Origin of the sequence: Pseudomonas sp. p1(2021b), from assembly GCF_020151015.1 — a bacterium.
Classification (GTDB): Bacteria; Pseudomonadota; Gammaproteobacteria; order Pseudomonadales; family Pseudomonadaceae; genus Aquipseudomonas; species Aquipseudomonas putida_K.
In genome coordinates this window covers 4589402-4605643 of sequence record NZ_CP083746.1, presented here as the reverse complement: position 1 = coordinate 4605643, position 16242 = coordinate 4589402, and the positions used below count along the sequence as shown (strand labels likewise).

General features: G+C 64.6%; 14 protein-coding genes. 10 read left to right on the top strand and 4 right to left on the bottom strand.

Annotation, left to right across the window (positions count from 1 at the left end; translation table 11 throughout):
- Positions 1-17 precede the first annotated feature (17 nt).
- The 7 genes from parE to K8374_RS21395 all read left to right on the top strand — a co-directional run bounded on the left by parE (position 18) and on the right by K8374_RS21395 (position 7868).
- Complete coding sequence (gene parE / locus K8374_RS21425) at positions 18-1922, top strand: DNA topoisomerase IV subunit B (protein ID WP_084854134.1); 1905 nt, start codon at positions 18-20, stop codon at positions 1920-1922.
- The gene (locus tag K8374_RS21420) at positions 1919-2905 is read left to right on the top strand and encodes an esterase-like activity of phytase family protein (protein WP_224457107.1); all 987 of its coding nucleotides are present in this window, start codon (positions 1919-1921) and stop codon (positions 2903-2905) included. Before parE ends, K8374_RS21420 begins: the two co-directional genes overlap by 4 nt.
- Positions 2902-3420: a TIGR02281 family clan AA aspartic protease gene (locus K8374_RS21415; protein ID WP_224457106.1), complete on the top strand. Its 519-nt coding sequence runs from the start codon at positions 2902-2904 to the stop codon at positions 3418-3420. Before K8374_RS21420 ends, K8374_RS21415 begins: the two co-directional genes overlap by 4 nt.
- A 10-nt stretch (positions 3421-3430) precedes the next feature.
- A complete protein-coding gene (gene parC / locus K8374_RS21410) occupies positions 3431-5689 on the top strand; it encodes a DNA topoisomerase IV subunit A (protein WP_224457105.1) in 2259 nt (752 codons plus the stop codon).
- A 175-nt stretch (positions 5690-5864) separates the two neighbouring features.
- Complete coding sequence (locus K8374_RS21405; protein ID WP_084854142.1) at positions 5865-6575, top strand: membrane integrity-associated transporter subunit PqiC; 711 nt, start codon at positions 5865-5867, stop codon at positions 6573-6575.
- A gap of 91 nt (positions 6576-6666) precedes the next feature.
- Complete coding sequence (locus K8374_RS21400; RefSeq protein ID WP_224456644.1) at positions 6667-7026, top strand: transposase; 360 nt, start codon at positions 6667-6669, stop codon at positions 7024-7026.
- Positions 7023-7868: an IS3 family transposase gene (locus K8374_RS21395; RefSeq protein ID WP_224459279.1), complete on the top strand. Its 846-nt coding sequence runs from the start codon at positions 7023-7025 to the stop codon at positions 7866-7868. The genes K8374_RS21400 and K8374_RS21395 overlap by 4 nt, the downstream gene beginning before the upstream one ends.
- 159 nt (positions 7869-8027) lie before the next feature.
- Here K8374_RS21395 and K8374_RS21390 read toward each other — a convergent pair whose 3' ends face one another.
- Positions 8028-9482, bottom strand: coding sequence for a histidine kinase (locus tag K8374_RS21390; protein WP_224457104.1), 1455 nt, complete (start codon positions 9480-9482; stop codon positions 8028-8030).
- A 136-nt stretch (positions 9483-9618) separates the two neighbouring features.
- Between K8374_RS21390 and serB the strand changes: the two genes are divergently transcribed.
- Positions 9619-10833 carry a phosphoserine phosphatase SerB gene (gene serB, locus K8374_RS21385; protein WP_224457103.1) on the top strand — a complete coding sequence of 405 codons (1215 nt, stop codon included), beginning with the start codon at positions 9619-9621 and terminating at the stop codon, positions 10831-10833.
- 92 nt (positions 10834-10925) lie between these two features.
- Here serB and asd read toward each other — a convergent pair whose 3' ends face one another.
- The 3 genes from asd to K8374_RS21370 are packed head-to-tail and all read right to left on the bottom strand — an operon-like array spanning position 10926 to position 14198.
- On the bottom strand, positions 10926-11789 hold the full coding sequence (asd, locus tag K8374_RS21380) for an archaetidylserine decarboxylase (protein WP_196145068.1): 864 nt from the start codon (positions 11787-11789) through the stop codon (positions 10926-10928).
- Between the two features lie 17 nt (positions 11790-11806).
- Positions 11807-12616 (bottom strand): rhodanese-like domain-containing protein, encoded by an 810-nt coding sequence (locus K8374_RS21375; protein WP_084854150.1) that lies wholly within the window; start codon positions 12614-12616, stop codon positions 11807-11809.
- Positions 12617-12662: 46 nt separating this feature from the next.
- Positions 12663-14198: an HDOD domain-containing protein gene (locus K8374_RS21370; RefSeq protein WP_224457102.1), complete on the bottom strand. Its 1536-nt coding sequence runs from the start codon at positions 14196-14198 to the stop codon at positions 12663-12665.
- A 130-nt stretch (positions 14199-14328) separates the two neighbouring features.
- On the opposite strand from K8374_RS21370, the gene motA reads away from it, so the two are divergent.
- Positions 14329-15180, top strand: coding sequence for a flagellar motor stator protein MotA (gene motA, locus K8374_RS21365; protein WP_224457101.1), 852 nt, complete (start codon positions 14329-14331; stop codon positions 15178-15180).
- 3 nt (positions 15181-15183) lie between these two features.
- Positions 15184-16197 (top strand): flagellar motor protein MotB, encoded by a 1014-nt coding sequence (gene motB / locus K8374_RS21360; protein ID WP_224457100.1) that lies wholly within the window; start codon positions 15184-15186, stop codon positions 16195-16197.
- Positions 16198-16242: the final 45 nt, after the last annotated feature.

The window sequence follows — 16242 nt, the reverse complement described above, 5'->3', positions numbered from 1 at the left end:
ACTGACGACGAGACCCCATGGCCAATCCCAGCGCTAGCGCCTATAACGCAGACGCCATCGAAGTCCTCTCGGGCCTTGACCCGGTCCGCAAGCGGCCGGGCATGTACACCGATACCAGCCGGCCGAACCACCTGGCCCAGGAAGTCATCGACAACAGTGTCGACGAAGCTCTGGCTGGCCACGCACGCTCGGTGCAGGTGATCCTTCATGCCGACCATTCCCTGGAAGTGTGCGACGACGGTCGCGGCATGCCAGTGGACATCCACCCCGAAGAGGGTGTGTCCGGGGTCGAGCTGATCCTCACCAAGCTGCACGCCGGCGGCAAGTTCTCCAACAAGAACTACCAGTTCTCCGGCGGCCTGCACGGCGTCGGCATCTCGGTGGTCAACGCCCTGTCGACCCAGGTCCGCGTGCGGGTCAAGCGCGATGGCAACGAATACCAGATGACCTTCGCCGATGGCTTCAAGGCCAGCGAGCTGGAGGTGGTCGGCACGGTGGGCAAGCGCAACACCGGCACCAGCGTGTACTTCAGCCCCGACCCCAAATACTTCGACTCGGCCAAGTTCTCCGTCAGCCGCCTCAAGCATGTGCTCAAGGCCAAGGCGGTGCTCTGCCCGGGCCTGCTGGTCAGCTTCGAGGACAAGGCCAGCGGCGAGAAGGTCGAGTGGCACTACGAGGACGGCCTGCGTTCCTACCTGGTCGACTCGGTCAGCGAGTTCCTGCGCCTGCCCGACGAGCCGTTCTGCGGCAGCCTGGCTGGCAACAAGGAGGCTGTGGACTGGGCCCTGCTATGGCTGCCGGAGGGCGGCGACAGTGTCCAGGAGAGCTACGTCAACCTGATCCCCACCGCCCAGGGCGGCACCCATGTCAACGGCCTGCGCCAGGGCCTGCTGGATGCGATGCGCGAATTCTGCGAGTTCCGCAACCTGCTGCCCCGGGGCGTCAAGCTGGCGCCTGAAGACGTGTGGGAGCGCATCACCTTCGTTCTGTCGATGAAGATGCAGGAGCCGCAATTCTCCGGCCAGACCAAGGAGCGCCTGTCGTCCCGCGAGGCGGCGGCGTTCGTCTCCGGCGTGGTCAAGGACGCCTTCAGCCTGTGGCTCAACGCCCACCCGGAACTGGGCATGCAGTTGGCGGAACTGGCCATCAGCAACGCCGGCCGGCGCCTGAAGGCGAGCAAGAAAGTCGAGCGCAAGCGCATCACCCAGGGCCCGGCGCTGCCAGGCAAACTGGCCGATTGCGCTGGGCAGGACCCGATGCGTGCCGAGCTGTTCCTGGTCGAGGGTGACTCGGCCGGCGGTTCGGCCAAGCAGGCGCGAGACAAGGAGTATCAGGCGATCCTGCCGCTGCGCGGGAAGATCCTCAACACCTGGGAAGTCGATGGCGGCGAGGTGCTGGCCAGTCAGGAGGTGCACAACATCGCCGTGGCCATCGGCGTGGACCCTGGTGCCGCCGACCTCTCGCAGCTGCGCTACGGCAAGATCTGCATCCTGGCCGATGCCGACTCCGACGGCCTGCACATCGCTACCTTGCTGTGCGCGCTGTTCGTCCAGCATTTCCGCCCGCTGGTGGAGGCCGGCCACGTCTATGTGGCCATGCCGCCGCTGTACCGCATCGACCTGGGCAAGGAAATCTACTACGCCCTGGACGAAGCCGAGCGCGATGGCATCCTCGATCGACTGGTCGCCGAGAAGAAGCGCGGCAAGCCGCAGGTCACCCGATTCAAGGGCCTGGGCGAGATGAACCCACCACAACTGCGCGAGACCACCATGGACCCGAACACCCGGCGCCTGGTGCAACTGACCCTGGACGATGTGCAGGGCACCACCGAGATCATGGACATGCTGCTGGCCAAGAAGCGCGCCGGTGATCGCAAGAGCTGGCTGGAAACCAAGGGTAACCTCGCCGAGGTCCTGGTTTGATCCGCCTGCTGGCCGCCGTCTGCCTGGCCTTGCTGGCCCTGCCGAGCCAGGCGGGCAGCTGGCCGGAGCTCAAGCTCGGCGCAGAGTACCCGGTCGAAGGCATGCGTGGCGGCAACCTCTCGGGGTTGGCCTGGTGCCGTGGGGCGTTGTGGACCGTGTCCGACCGTGACGATGATCGCATCTACCGCCTCGACCGGCAGGGCGAAGTGTGGCGCGCCCAGCCGCTGACCTTCACCCCGCCGCCGGTGCCGCAGAGTGGCTTGCCATGGGGGCTCCGGTCGCGCAACTGGGCGGTGTCCTACATACGCGGCGGCGAGCTGGACTTCGAAGGCATCACCTGTGATCAGGTTGGCAATTTCTACCTGGTCAGCGAAGCCCATGCGGCGGTACTGCAAGTACCTGTCGAGGGTGAGCCTGAATGGCTGCGAATCGACCCGACCATGGTTCGGCAGGCCCGTGCCAGTGGTATGTTGCTGCACTTCAACGCGTTGTTCGAAGGCCTGGCGATCAACCCGGCGGGCGACCGCCTGTGGCTGGCCGCCGAGCGTGAACGGCGTGGCCTGGTCGCCATCGAGCGCCAGCAGTCGGTGTGGAACTGTGGGCGCAGCTGCGTGCTGCTCAGCGAAGCCGGGGTCGAGATGCAGCCGCCACAGATGCCCGAACCCCAGGCCATGTCGCGCGACTTCTCGGACCTTGCCTGGTACGAGGGCAAGCTGTTCACCCTCGAGCGCAATGCCTACCGGATCTGCCGCCGCGACCCCGACAGCGGCAAGGTCGAGCGCTGCTGGTCGTTCGCCGCCGATGCGCTGGTCGACTCGCGTCGCTACGATCAACCATATGGCTTGGCCGAAGCGCTGGTCATCGATGCATCCGGTGCCTGGATCGGCCTGGACAACAACAGCGGCGACCGTGCCGACGGCGAGAAGCGGCCGATCGTATGGCGTTTCGCGGCACCTGAAGGCGGCTGGAGCGCCAAGCCGTGAGCCAGCCGCCGGGCAAGCGTGCGGGGCGGGTCCTGCTGGTGGTGGCCTGGGCGGGGGCGATGTTCCTCGCCACGCGCTTCTTCGGGCAATGGGAGGAGCGTCAGCAGAACCCCAATACCCAGGTGCAGTCCGAGCACGGCGAAGGCTTCATCGAGGTGCGCCTGCTGAGCAATGGCCAGGGCCACTTCGTCGCCGACGGCGCGATCAACGGCCGTGGCGTGCGCTTCATGCTCGACACCGGGGCGACCGACGTGGCGATTCCCGAGTCGCTGGCCCGCGACCTCGACCTGCAGCCCGGCGCACCGGTGATCCTCAGCACCGCCAACGGCCGTACCCAGGGCTACCGTACCCGGCTGAGCACCTTGCAACTGGGCGATATCCAGCTGCGCGACGTGCGTGCCCTGGTGGTGCCGGGGCTCGATGGCGAGCAGGTGCTGCTGGGCATGAGCGCCCTGAAACAACTTGAATTTACCCAGCGTGGCGGTACCTTGCTGCTGCGCCAGAACTTGAAATGACGAGGCCCGCATGAGCGACTCACTGGAACTCAGTCTCGAAGGCGTCGAACGCCGATCCTTGGCTGACTTCACCGAACAGGCCTACCTCAACTATTCCATGTACGTGATCATGGACCGGGCCCTGCCGCATATCGGCGACGGCCTGAAGCCGGTGCAGCGACGTATCGTCTATGCCATGAGCGAGTTGGGGCTCGATGCCGACGCCAAGCACAAGAAGTCGGCGCGCACCGTCGGCGACGTGCTCGGCAAGTTCCATCCCCACGGCGACTCGGCCTGCTACGAGGCCATGGTGCTGATGGCGCAGCCGTTCAGCTACCGCTACACCCTGGTCGACGGCCAGGGCAACTGGGGGGCGCCGGACGATCCGAAGTCGTTCGCCGCCATGCGTTACACCGAGGCGCGCCTGTCACGCTACTCCGAAGTGCTGCTCAGTGAGCTGGGCCAGGGCACCGTCGACTGGGTGCCGAACTTCGACGGCACCCTGCAGGAGCCTGCGGTGCTGCCGGCGCGCCTGCCGAACATCCTGCTCAATGGCACCACCGGTATCGCCGTGGGCATGGCCACCGACGTGCCGCCGCACAACCTGCGGGAAGTCGCCAGTGCCTGCGTGCGCCTGCTGGATGAGCCCAAGGCCACCATCGAGCAGCTGTGCGAGCACATCCAGGGCCCGGACTACCCCACCGAGGCCGAGATCGTCACGCCGCGTGCCGAAATCCTCAAGCTCTACGAGAGCGGCCGCGGCTCGATCCGCATGCGTGCCGTATACCGGGTCGAGGATGGCGACATCGTCGTCACCGCGTTGCCGCACCAGGTTTCCGGGGCGAAGGTGCTGGAGCAGATCGCCGCGCAGATGCAGGCCAAGAAACTGCCGATGGTCGCCGACCTACGGGATGAGTCCGACCACGAGAACCCGTGCCGCATCGTCATCATCCCGCGCTCCAACCGCGTGGATGCCGACGAACTGATGCAACACCTGTTCGCCACCACCGACCTTGAAAGCAGCTACCGGGTCAACGTCAACATCATCGGCCTCGATGGGCGCCCGCAGCTCAAGAACTTGCGGGCCCTGCTGCAAGAGTGGCTGCAGTTCCGCATCGGCACCGTGCGCCGCCGCCTGCAGCACCGCCTGGACAAGGTCGAGAAGCGCCTGCACCTGTTGGAAGGCTTGCTCACCGCCTTCCTCAACCTGGATGAAGTGATCCACATCATCCGTACCGAAGATCACCCCAAGCAGGCCCTGATCGCCCGCTTCGACCTGACCGAGATCCAGGCCGACTACATCCTCGAGACCCGCCTGCGCCAGCTGGCGCGCCTGGAGGAAATGAAGATCCGCGGCGAGCAGGACGAGCTGCTCAAGGAACAGGCCAAGCTGCTGGCCCTGCTGGGCAGCGACGCCAAGCTGCGCAAGCTGGTGCGCAGCGAGCTGATCAAGGATGCCGAGACCTATGGCGACGACCGCCGTTCGCCGATCGTCGAGCGTGCCGAGGCCAAGGCGCTGTCGGAAAACGAGCTGATGCCGACCGAGCCGGTCACTGTCGTCTTGTCGGAAAAAGGCTGGGTGCGCTGCGCCAAGGGCCACGATATCGACGCCACCGGGCTTTCCTACAAGGCCGGGGATGGCTTCAAAGGCGCTGCCGCCGGTCGTTCCAACCAGTTCGCCGTATTCATCGACTCTACTGGGCGCAGCTACTCGCTGGCCGCCCACAGCCTGCCGTCGGCACGCGGCCAGGGCGAGCCCCTGACCGGGCGCCTGACGCCGCCGCCAGGGGCGACCTTCGAGTGCGTGCTGTTGCCTGAGGACGATGCGCTCTACGTGGTGGCGTCCGATGCCGGCTATGGCTTCGTGGTCAAGGGCGAGGACCTGCAGGCCAAGAACAAGGCCGGCAAGGGCCTGCTCAGCCTGCCCAACGGCGCCAAGGTGATGACGCCGCGGCCGGTCGCCGACCGCGAGCAGGACTGGCTGGCAGCCGTGACCACCGAGGGCCGCCTGCTGATCTTCAAGGTCAGCGACCTGCCGCAGTTGGGCAAGGGCAAGGGAAACAAGATCATCGGCGTACCCGGGGACCGGGTCGCCAACCGGGAAGAGTTCGTCACCGATCTGGCCGTCGTGGGCGAGGGTGCGACGCTTGTATTGCAGGCTGGCAAGCGTACTCTGTCTCTCAAGCCCGACGACCTTGAGCACTACAAAGGTGAGCGTGGCCGACGTGGCAGCAAGCTGCCACGCGGCTTCCAGCGGGTCGATGGCATGGCGGTGGAACGCCCCGAGTGAACCGGCTGTCTGTCTGGAGCGGCAATTTCAGCGTCATTCCAGGCAGAAATGCTGGAGTCGCGCGGTTATTTCGCGGATGATAGTGCCCTTGCGGCGCCGGCGTGGCTGTGTGCCTGCAAGTATCTACATGAGTATCACTGCGGTTTGCCTCGGGGCGACCGCTTGGATGGGATGAATGAAATTTCTGCGCCTTCCATTTGCGCTGTTGATGACGGGTCTGCTGGGACTGAGCGGATGCAGCATGCATCAGCCGGTGGCCTTGTATCAGCTGGACAGTGGTGACCCAGGCCAGCCCTCGCAGAGTGCCGGCATGGCCGTCGTACTCGGCCCGGTATCGGTAGCCGATTACCTTCAGCGTGAAACTTTCTTGCAGCGTCAGCCTGATGGCAGCCTGACGTCCGCGACCGACGGTCGTTGGGCGGGCAGTCTTTCGGCGGACATCGACCAACTGCTGGTGCGTCAGCTCGCCTGGCGCCTGGACAGCCAGCGTGTCGTCCTGGCACCGGCCACCGCTGGTTTCTCGCCGGATGTGCAGGTGTTGCTGTCGATCACCCGCTTGGATTCCGGCCGCAACCAGCCGGCGATCCTGGATGCCCAATGGCGTCTGCTCGATCGCCGCGGCAAGGTGCGGGACAACCGCATCGTGCACCTGGAGCAACCGCACGAGGGCTCTGAGTCGTCCCAGGTGCAGGCCCAGGGGCAATTGCTGCAGAAGCTGGCCGAGCAGCTCAGCGCGGCGGTCAAGCCGCTGGCCAACCAGCCGGCCATCGCCGAGGAAGCACCGCCAAAGAAGTCCGCACCGACCCAGGTCAAGAAAGGGCCAGAGAAGCCGAAGATCCCCATGGCTTCGCCCATTCGGACCGACATGGAGGTCTATCGGTTCTGACCGGCAGACGCAAAAAAAGCCCGCAGCGATGCGGGCTTTTTTGTGGCTATTACGACCAATCCCCCTGTAGGCGCGGCCTTGAACTGGCCTAATGATTTTGGACACCTTCTTCGGGCGCTATGATGGCGCCCAATTGGAGGCAAAATCAGTGCGCAAGTCTTATTCGAGAGAACACAAAATCCGAGCAGCTGAAATGGTGCTGGATGCCGGCCAGTCGGTTCCTGAGGTATGCGAAATCCTCGGGATTGGCCGCACAGCTCTTCGTCGTTGGGTTGAGCAGGTAAGGCAGGAGAGAGAGGGCAAGGTGCCGGCTGGAGCCAAAGCCATCACTCCGGAGCAGCAACGTATTGAAGAGCTGGAAGCGCTGGTTCGTCAAAAGGATCGGGATATCGAAATCCTAAAAAAGGCCAGTGCTCTCCTGCTTCGGGACTCCAAAGATCGTTCTCGCTGATCAACGAGCTGAGTGAGCAATATGGTGTTGTCGACTGCTGTCGCGTGCTTGGGGTCAAACGCAGCAGTTTCTATGCATGGCGCAAACGCCAAGGGCGTGAGAATCCCGGCAGGGATGCTCTACGCTCGCGTGTAATCGATCGTTTTAAGGCGTCACGAAGCTCTGCCGGTTCACGCACGTTGATGCAGGAGCTGCGGCGTGAAGGCCATGAGATTGGGCGTTACAAAGTGCGTGCGCTTATGCGTGAAGCTGGCCTGAAATGCCGGCAGCGTAGACCGCACCGGTATCGGTCATCCGGCACGGAAGCATTGATTGCGGAAAACCAACTGAAGCGAAACTTCAAAGTTTCGACAATCAACGAGGTTTGGTGTGGCGATGTAACTTATATCCAGGTTGGCAGGCGTTGGCTGTATTTAGCCGCAGTAATCGACTTGTATGCACGCCGAGTCGTGGGCTGGGCGTTTTCAATGACTGCCGATGCCAGGCTGGCCTGTGACGCGCTGCGTATGGCGTCTGAGTCCAGGGGCAGGCCTGCGGGCGTGATGTTTCATTCAGATCAAGGCTGCCAGTACACCAGCCACAAATTCAGGTCTGTGCTTGAAGAGTGCAGCCTGAAGCAGAGCATGAGCCACCGTGGCCAATGCTGGGACAACGCCGCCATGGAGCGATTCTTTGGGGCATTGAAATCAGAATGGGTGCCACCAGGAGGCTATGAGTCCGAATCTGAAGCCAAGGCCGACATCATGGCTTATTTGGTGCGCTACAACCTCAAGCGCCTCCACAGCTACAACGGCTACGAGACCCCGGTAGCCATGGAGGAAAAGCTCAGGGCAGCGGCATGAACCTTAACCGGTGTCCAAAATTACTTGACCAGATCACCTTGCGCCGCGATCGGGCGCGAAGCGGCCGTAAACCAGGCGTCTCGTTCATTGATGCAGGTGCATCGAGGTTGCATGGGGCAGGGCCGCTTCGCGGCCCATCGCGGCGCAAGGCCGCTCCTACTAGGCCCGGCGTTCGTGCATGCGGGCCAGCTGGCGTTCGAGCATGGACGGGTAGGGCTCCATCAGGCGCTCGACGCAGCAGGCGCCTTCTGGGCTGGCGATAGGACGGATACGGGCACGCTGGCGGATCAGGGCGTCGTCGCTGATCTTGCGTTCCACCAGCAGCAGGTTGCGGCTGTGCTGGGACAGCGCCAGGGCGTCCTGGGCCTTTTCCGCCATCAGCAGGTCTACCTGCTCCAGGCCTTGCAGGTCGTCACCCAGGGTCAGGCCCAGTTGCAGCTGCAGGGTGATGCCGCTGTCGGCCACCTCGATCTGCAGGGCATGGCCCAAGGCGCGCAGCAGCTCGCCGCAGCAGATGGCGTTGGTCAGGTAGTCTTCGCCGCAGTCGCGGCTATGGAACAGCAACAGCGTGCTGCCGTCCTTGAGCGTGTGGGTTTCCCCTTCGTACAGCGATGCTGCCTGCTCCAGGCAGTCGCGGTAGCGCTCCAGCAGTTCGGTCAGGCGGGTGCGCGGCAAGCGGCGCAGTTGCTCCTGGGAGCCCAGCTGCACGGCCAGCACGGCGCTGTATTGCGGTTCGTCGGACTCGGCCGCGGCCGCTTTAGCCGGGCTCTGCTCGGTGTCGATCAGGTCGGCGAAGGCATCGTCGTCTTCGTCATCGCTGGTCGTGGCCTTGGCTTTTGCCGAGGGCTTGGGCACGGCGGCGTGCTCATCCACTTCGTCCACGTCGAAATCGTCCTCTTCCACTTCCTCAGGCTCCGGCGGCGGAGGGGCGAGACGGGTGTGCAGTTGGCGGGCCAGGTCGCCGATCTCGTCCTGGCGGTCGGTGCCAGGGGTGTGGTGGTGCGGGTCACGCAACCATACGCGCAGCTGCAGCAGCGGCGTGGAGATGTGACGCCCCAGGCGCAGGCTCAGGGCCAGCGCCAAGGCCAACAGAATTGCAGCCAGGATACCCATGCTCTGCAGGCTGATGGTCATCGGCTGGCGGAACTGGGTCATGTCCAGGCTGATGCGCAACTGCCCGGCGGTCACATCCTGGAAGGTGATCTTGGTCTGGTAGAGCCCTTCGGCCTCGCCCAGCAGGCTGTTCTTCGGCCGCTGGCCAGCCTCGGCGAGGATGCGGTTGTCCACGCTGTAGATGGCCGCATGAGCCACCAGTGGGTTCTTCACCAGGTTGCCCAGGAGCACGTTGAGGCTGAGGATGTCGTTGGACACCAGCAGCTCGGTCGCCGAGGTGGCGGTCTGGATGGTCAGGCTCTGGCCGAGGGCATCCGCCTGTTCATGCATGGCCTGCCGGAACTGCAGGCCCATGACGCAGGCATAGATCACCAGCGCCAGGGCCACCAGGAAGATATTGGTGCTGGCGATGCGCAGGGCCAGGGGCACGCGACGCTGGCTGAGGGCTCGGAAGATCATCACGAAGAAATTATCAGGTTTGACGGGCGTGGGCCGGTTCACAGAGCGCGGCTCTTTATGGCGAAAAAGGTGTTGCGCAGTATAGCGAGCCGTGTTTTGTCGGCAAAGTATCGATGCTGCCCGATCATCACGGAAAATCGGTAGAATGCGCATTTTTCATCGAAGTCGGAGCCCGGTCTTGCGCGAAATCGTCCTGATCAACATCACTGGTGAAGACCGTCCAGGTCTCACCGCGGCCCTTACCGGCGTCCTGGTCCAGGGCGGTGTGAACATCCTCGACATCGGCCTGGCGGTGATGCACGGTACCCTGTCCTTCGGCATCCTGGTCGACATTCCAGACAACGAAGTGGCCACCCAGCTGCTGCAAAGCGTGCAGGCCAAGGCCCACGAGCTGAACCTGCAAGCCCGTTACACGCCGATTTCCGAGGGCGACTACCAGCACTGGGCCGACAGCCAGGGCGAGGCGCGCCATATCGTCACCCTGCTCAGCCGCAAGGTGACGCCCGAGCAGCTGCAGCGAGTGAGCGCCGTGATCAGCCAGTACGGCCTGACGATCGAGCGTATCGAGCGCCTGTCCTCGCGCGTGGCGCTGGATGCTCCGGTGGAGAAGAGCAAGGCCAGCCTGGAAATTTCCGTGCGTGGCGAGCCGAGCGATGCCCAGGCCCTGCGCGCCGACTTCTTCGCCCTGGCCGAGGCGCTCGACATCGACATCGCCTTCCAGAAAGACGACCTGTTCCGCCGCAATCGCCGCCTGGCGGTGTTCGATATGGATTCGACACTGATCGAGGCCGAGGTGATCGACGAGCTGGCCAAGGCTGCCGGGGTGGGCGAGCAGGTGGCTGCGATCACCGAGCGCGCCATGCGTGGCGAGCTGGATTTCCGCGCCAGCTTCAAGGAGCGTATGGCGCTGCTCAAAGGCTTGGATGTTGGCGTGCTGGACGAGATCGGCGCGTCCCTGCGCCTGACCGAAGGTGCCGAGCACCTGTTCGCCGAGCTCAAGCGCCTGGGCTACAAGACGGCCATCCTTTCCGGTGGTTTCTCCTATTTCGCCAAGCAGGTGCAGGCGCGCCTGGGTATCGACTACGTCTTCGCCAACGAGCTGGAAGTGATCGACGGCAAGGTCACTGGTGTGGCGGTCGAGCCGATCGTCGATGCGCAGCGCAAGGCCGAGCTGCTTCAGCAACTGGCGAGTGAGGAGGGCCTGCAACTGGAACAGACCATTGCCGTGGGCGATGGCGCCAACGACCTGCCGATGCTCTCGCTGGCCGGCCTGGGCGTCGCGTTCCGCGCCAAGCCGTTGGTGCGCCAGTCGGCTAAACAGGCCATCTCCACTCTGGGGCTCGATGGCGTGCTGTACCTGCTGGGCATGCGCGATCGTGATGCCCGTAGCTGAAGGTTCGGCGGGAGGACTTCGGCTATTTTGATATCGAGCGCCGCGCGGGCGGCGCTCGTTCTCACAGGCGCCGAAACCCTCGCGGCAAGCACTCAGCCCTGGGCAGGCTGCGCCAGCAACTCACCCATGCGTACCGCCGAACCCGCGCCCAGGCTCTCGGCCCACTTCACCTGCTCGGGCCCGAACAGCACGATGGCGGTCGATCCCAGCTTGAAACGCCCCAGTTCCGCGCCTTTTTCCAGATGGATCGGCGCACGGCTGCCTTCGTCGTAGCGGAAGGTCTTCACCTCACGCTTGGGCGGCGTGACCAAACCGGCCCACACCGTTTCGATCGAGGCGACGATCATCGCCCCGACCAGTACCACGGCCATTGGCCCGCGCTCGGTGTCGAACAGGCACACCACCCGCTCGTTACGGGCGAACAGTTCCGGGACGTTCTCGGCGGTGGTCTGGTTGACCGAGAACAGCCGGCCCGGCACGTAGACCATTTCGCGCAGGGTGCCGGCCAGCGGCATGTGCACGCGGTGGTAGTCCTTGGGCGACAGGTAGATGGTGGCGAACTCGCCGCCCATGAACGGCGCGGCCATCAGCGGGTCGCCGCCCAGCAGCTCGAGGGCGCTGAAGCTGTGGCCCTTGGCCTGGAAGATACGGCCATGCTCGATCGGGCCGAGCTGGCTGACCGCACCGTCTGCCGGGCAGAGGATGGCGCCCGGGGTCTCGTCCAGTGGGCGTGCACCTGGCTTGAGCGCGCGGGTGAAGAAGGCGTTGAAGTGTTCGTAGGCGGTCAGGTCCTCGACCAGCGCCTCGGACATGTTCACCTGGTAGCGCTTGGCGAACCAGGCGGTGAAGGCATTCTTGAACCAGCGCGCACGGCACTCGGCGACGCAGCCGGCCAGCCGCGACAGCAGGTGGTGCGGCAGCAGGTACTGGCTGATGATGAACAAGCGGGATTTCATTGGGTTTCCTTGGAAATTCAAACTTCTACAGGCGTGTCCGGGTGGTTGCCCCACTCGCCCCAGGAGCCGGCATAGGCCTTGACCCGTGGATAGCCGAGGGCTTTGGCCACCAAGTAGGTGAAGCCGGAACGGTGGTGGGTCTGGCAGTGAGTGATCACTTCCTTGTCCGGGGTGATGCCGAGTTGCTGCAGGATGTCGGCCATGTCCGGGCGGATGCGCAGGTGGTCGTTCAGGTCCATGCCTGCGGTCCACTCGAAGTTGACCGCGCCGGGAATGTGCCCGCCTTTGGCGGCCAGGACTTTCTCGCCCTTGTACTCGCCGGGGCTGCGGGCGTCCCAGATGGCCAGGTCGGCCGCGCCCAGTCGGCTTTGCAGGTATTCGCGGGTGGCGGTGGGCTCTGCATGCAGTTGCAGGCTGACCGGGCCAGCCGCGCTGGCAGGTACATCGGTTGAGAGCTTGTCAGCCGGCCAGGCCTGGATGCCGCCGTTGAGGTAGTGGTAGCCCTTGTGGCCGATGACGTCGAGCAACCAGATGAAGCGCCCGGCCCAGCCGCCGCCCTCGTCGTCGTACACCACGTAGACCGCGTCGTCGCGGTGGCCGAGCTCGCCGAAGAGCTTTTCCAGGTCGGCGCGCGCCGGCAGCAGGCCTGGCGCCGGTGGCTGGCCCAGCTGGGTGCGCTTGGGGTCGACGAAGCGCGCGCCGGGGACATGACCGCTGCCGTAGCGGTTGGCGCTGGTCAGGTCGACCACGATCAGCTGTGGCGAACCCAGGCGCGGCAGCAGGTCGGCCGGTTCGATCACCAGGGGCAAGCCGGAAAAGTCAGTCATCCACGGTCTCCAGGGTGGAATTGAGGGAGCGATTGTAGCGCAAGGCTCAGGCGTTGCGGTTGGCAAAGGCAGCCAGGGCACGCTCGGTGCATTGCGCGGTCTTGCCAAAGGCTTGCACGCTGACATCGGCCAACGGTTTGCCGCCCTGGTCTGCGATCACCAGCATCACCGTTTGGCCATTGACCGCCAGCGAACGCAGCAGCACATGTTCACTGCCGATGGCGGCCCACAGCGGGGCTGGCAGCAAGGCCGAGAACTGGGCGTGGTTGTCTGGTGTCAGGCGCAGCTGCGCCGCCTGGGTCATCAGGCGTTGCAGCAATTTGCTGCCGGCCAGGGGCAGCACCAGGGCCGCGACCTCCGTTGGCAGGCCGGCGGTCTGTTGCACGCGCAGGGATTCGGTGGCCTTGTCCAGGGTCAGCAGAATCACCCGTTGCATACCGCAGGCCAGCAGAGCGTCGCGGGCCTGGGTGCACAGGTGCAGGCTCGTGCCGAACGGGCTGGGTTGGGCCAGCAGCTCGCCACACAGCGTGCGCCAGCGCGCCAGGTCCTGGGTGGTGGGCGGTGGCGGTTCGAGCATGTCCGGATGCGGTCGGCGTTGCTGCCAGGGCCAGATCAGCGCCTCGGCGGGGTGGAACAGGGCATGACGGGCATGATGGCGGGCGCTGGCGGCGGCCTGCTGGTGGACCTGCTGTTGCACATCGTCGAGCGATGTCTGCAGGTACAGGGCGGTCAGCAGTTGCCAGCGCAGCAGGTGCGGGTTGTCCCAGCCCACCTGGGCGGCCAGCGCCAGGCCGTTGGCCAGCAGCACGGTATTGGCCGGCTGGTTGAACCAGCGGCGCAGCCCGGGCTCGTTGTCCAGGCGCTGCTGTTGGGTGAAGCTGTCCTGCTCGCGGGCGATGGCCAGCACCTGGGCCAGTTGTGCGCGCTCATCGAGCAGCAGGCGATAGCCCTGGGTCACCCATTCCGGCAGCCGCCAGTGTTCGGCCACGGCCTGGCACAGTTGCATGATGCGTACGCCGAACAGCGCGAGCTCGACTTCGGCGGCGTCCTCGCCCTTGTGGATAACCCGCAGCTCCCAGGTATCGAGCAGCTTGGGAAAGGCTTGTGCCATAGGCCATAGCGGTGACAGGAACAGCAGGCTACCCCAATGGATCTCCTGCCACAGCCGTGCCAGGCGGCTGGCGAACAGGCCGCTGGCCTGTTGCGCGGCATGCTGGCTGATCAGCAGGAACTGGCGCAGCACCGGCGGGATGTCCTGGCCTGGCACCGCGGGCAGGCGTGCCAGCAGGCTGGCGCTGCGCGCCAGGCCCAGGCGGTTGAGGGCGATCTCGAGGCTTTCGGCAGGCTCGGCCTGGCTGGCATTGGCCGGGTGGTTGGCCTCGCGCATCACCGACAGCACCAGGGCGGGGCTGTCTTGCATCAGTTCGGCAATGTCCCGCAGGGAGCGGCGGCTGTCGTTGATGGCCGACAACACCCGGTCGTGGCTCTCCTTGGGCACCGGCAGGCGGATGCCATCGAGCAGCTTTACCCAGGCATCGAGCGTACGCGGAATCTGGCTTGGCACCTTAGCGTCCATTGGCATTTTGACATCAGTCCAAACTGGCTTTTCGTTATTTGTGGCTATAGTCTGGCGCAGTTCTGCCGATAAGTAGAAGAAGAGTTTCAAAGCTCCCGTCCCTCATCCCGACCACGACAGCAAGTGCCCTGAACCTATGGCTAAAATTATCGGCATCATCGTCGTATTCGCGAGCGTGCTCGGCGGATACGTACTTTCCCACGGCAAGATCGCGGCATTGATCCAGCCGTTCGAAGTGCTGATCATCGGCGGTGCGGCCTTCGGTGCGTTCCTTCAGGCCAACCCCGGTCACATGACCCTGCATGTGATCAAGAAGTCGCTGAAGATGTTCGGCACCCGTTTCACCCATACCTTCTACCTGGAGGTGCTGGGCCTGGTCTACGAGATCCTCAACAAGAGCCGCCGCGAAGGCATGATGGCCATCGAAGGCGACATCGAAGAACCGCAAGAGAGTCCGATCTTCGCCAAGTACCCGGCGGTATTAGGCGATGAGCGCATGACCGCGTTCATCTGCGACTACTTGCGCATCATGTCCACCGGCAACATGGCGCCCCATGAGCTCGAGGGGCTGTTCGACATGGAGCTGCTGAGCATGAAGGAAGAGCTGGAGCATCCTTCCCATGCCGTCACCAGCGTGGCCGACGCCATGCCGGGTTTTGGTATCGTCGCGGCGGTGCTGGGTATCGTGGTGACCATGGCGTCCCTGGGCGATGGCGACCAGAAGTCCATCGGCCTGCATGTGGGGGCGGCGCTGGTCGGTACCTTCTTCGGTATCCTCGCCGCCTACGGTTTCTTCGGCCCGCTGTCCAATGCCCTGCGCCACGACGCCAAGGAAGAACTGAACGTGTACGAGGCGATCAAGGCCTCGCTGGTGGCCTCGGCATCGGGCATGCCGCCGTCGTTGGCCGTAGAGTTCGGTCGCAAGGTGCTGTACCCGTTGCACCGCCCAAGCTTTGCCGAGCTGGAACAAGTGGTCCGCGGTCGCTAAGCCATGGAGAACAACCAACCCATCATCGTCAAACGCGTCAAGCGCTATGGCGACGGCCACCACGGCGGCTCCTGGAAGATCGCCTTCGCCGACTTCGCCACGGCGATGATGGCGTTCTTCCTGGTGCTCTGGCTGCTGTCCACGGCTACGCCCGAGCAGAAGATCGCCATCGCCGGTTACTTCAAGGACCCGATCGGCTTCTCCGAGAGCGGCACGCCCTACGTGATCGACCTCGGCGGCTCGCCGCAGCTGGCGCCGGAGAAGACCATCAACCCCGAGGAGAAGTCCGAGCCGACGCCGAACACCAGCATCCAGCTGGACAAGGACCAGGTCGAGACCTTGGCCGACCAGGTCGAACAGGAGCGCTTGCAGCTGCTGTTGCAGGAGCTGCAGAACAAGGTCGAGGAAAACCCGCAGCTACAGAAGTTCAAGGACCAGATCCTGTTCGAGATCACCCAGGATGGCCTGCGGATCCAGATCATGGATGCCGAGAACCGGCCGATGTTCGACCTGGGCAGCGCGCGTCTGCAGCCTTACTTCGAGGACATCCTGCTGGCCATGGCCGACACCATCAAGGCGGTGCCGAACAAGATCAGCATCAGTGGCCATACCGATGCCAAGCCTTATGCCGGCACCGGGGAGTTCGGCAACTGGGAGCTGTCGGCCAACCGCGCCAACGCGGCGCGCCGGGCGTTGGTGGCCGGTGGCTACCCTGATGCACAGGTGGCGCGCGTGGTCGGCTATGCCTCGTCGTCGCTGTTCGACCGCAAGGACCCGTTCAACCCGGTCAACCGCCGCATCGACATCATCGTCCTGACCAAGAAGGCCCAACGCGACATCGAGGGGGAACAGAGCGCGCCCCAGACGCCGGCCGAACCGGCTCCGCCGGGCGCCCAGGCGCCGGCAGCACCTGCCCAGGGCGACAGCGCCCAGGCACCGATGCAGCCGCGGGAGCTGCGCCAGAAGCTGAACATCTTCGAGGATGGTGTATTGAAGATGGACGACGCCCAGGAATGATGGCCGCGTAACACCTGTAGGAGCGGCCTTGCGCCGCGATGGGCC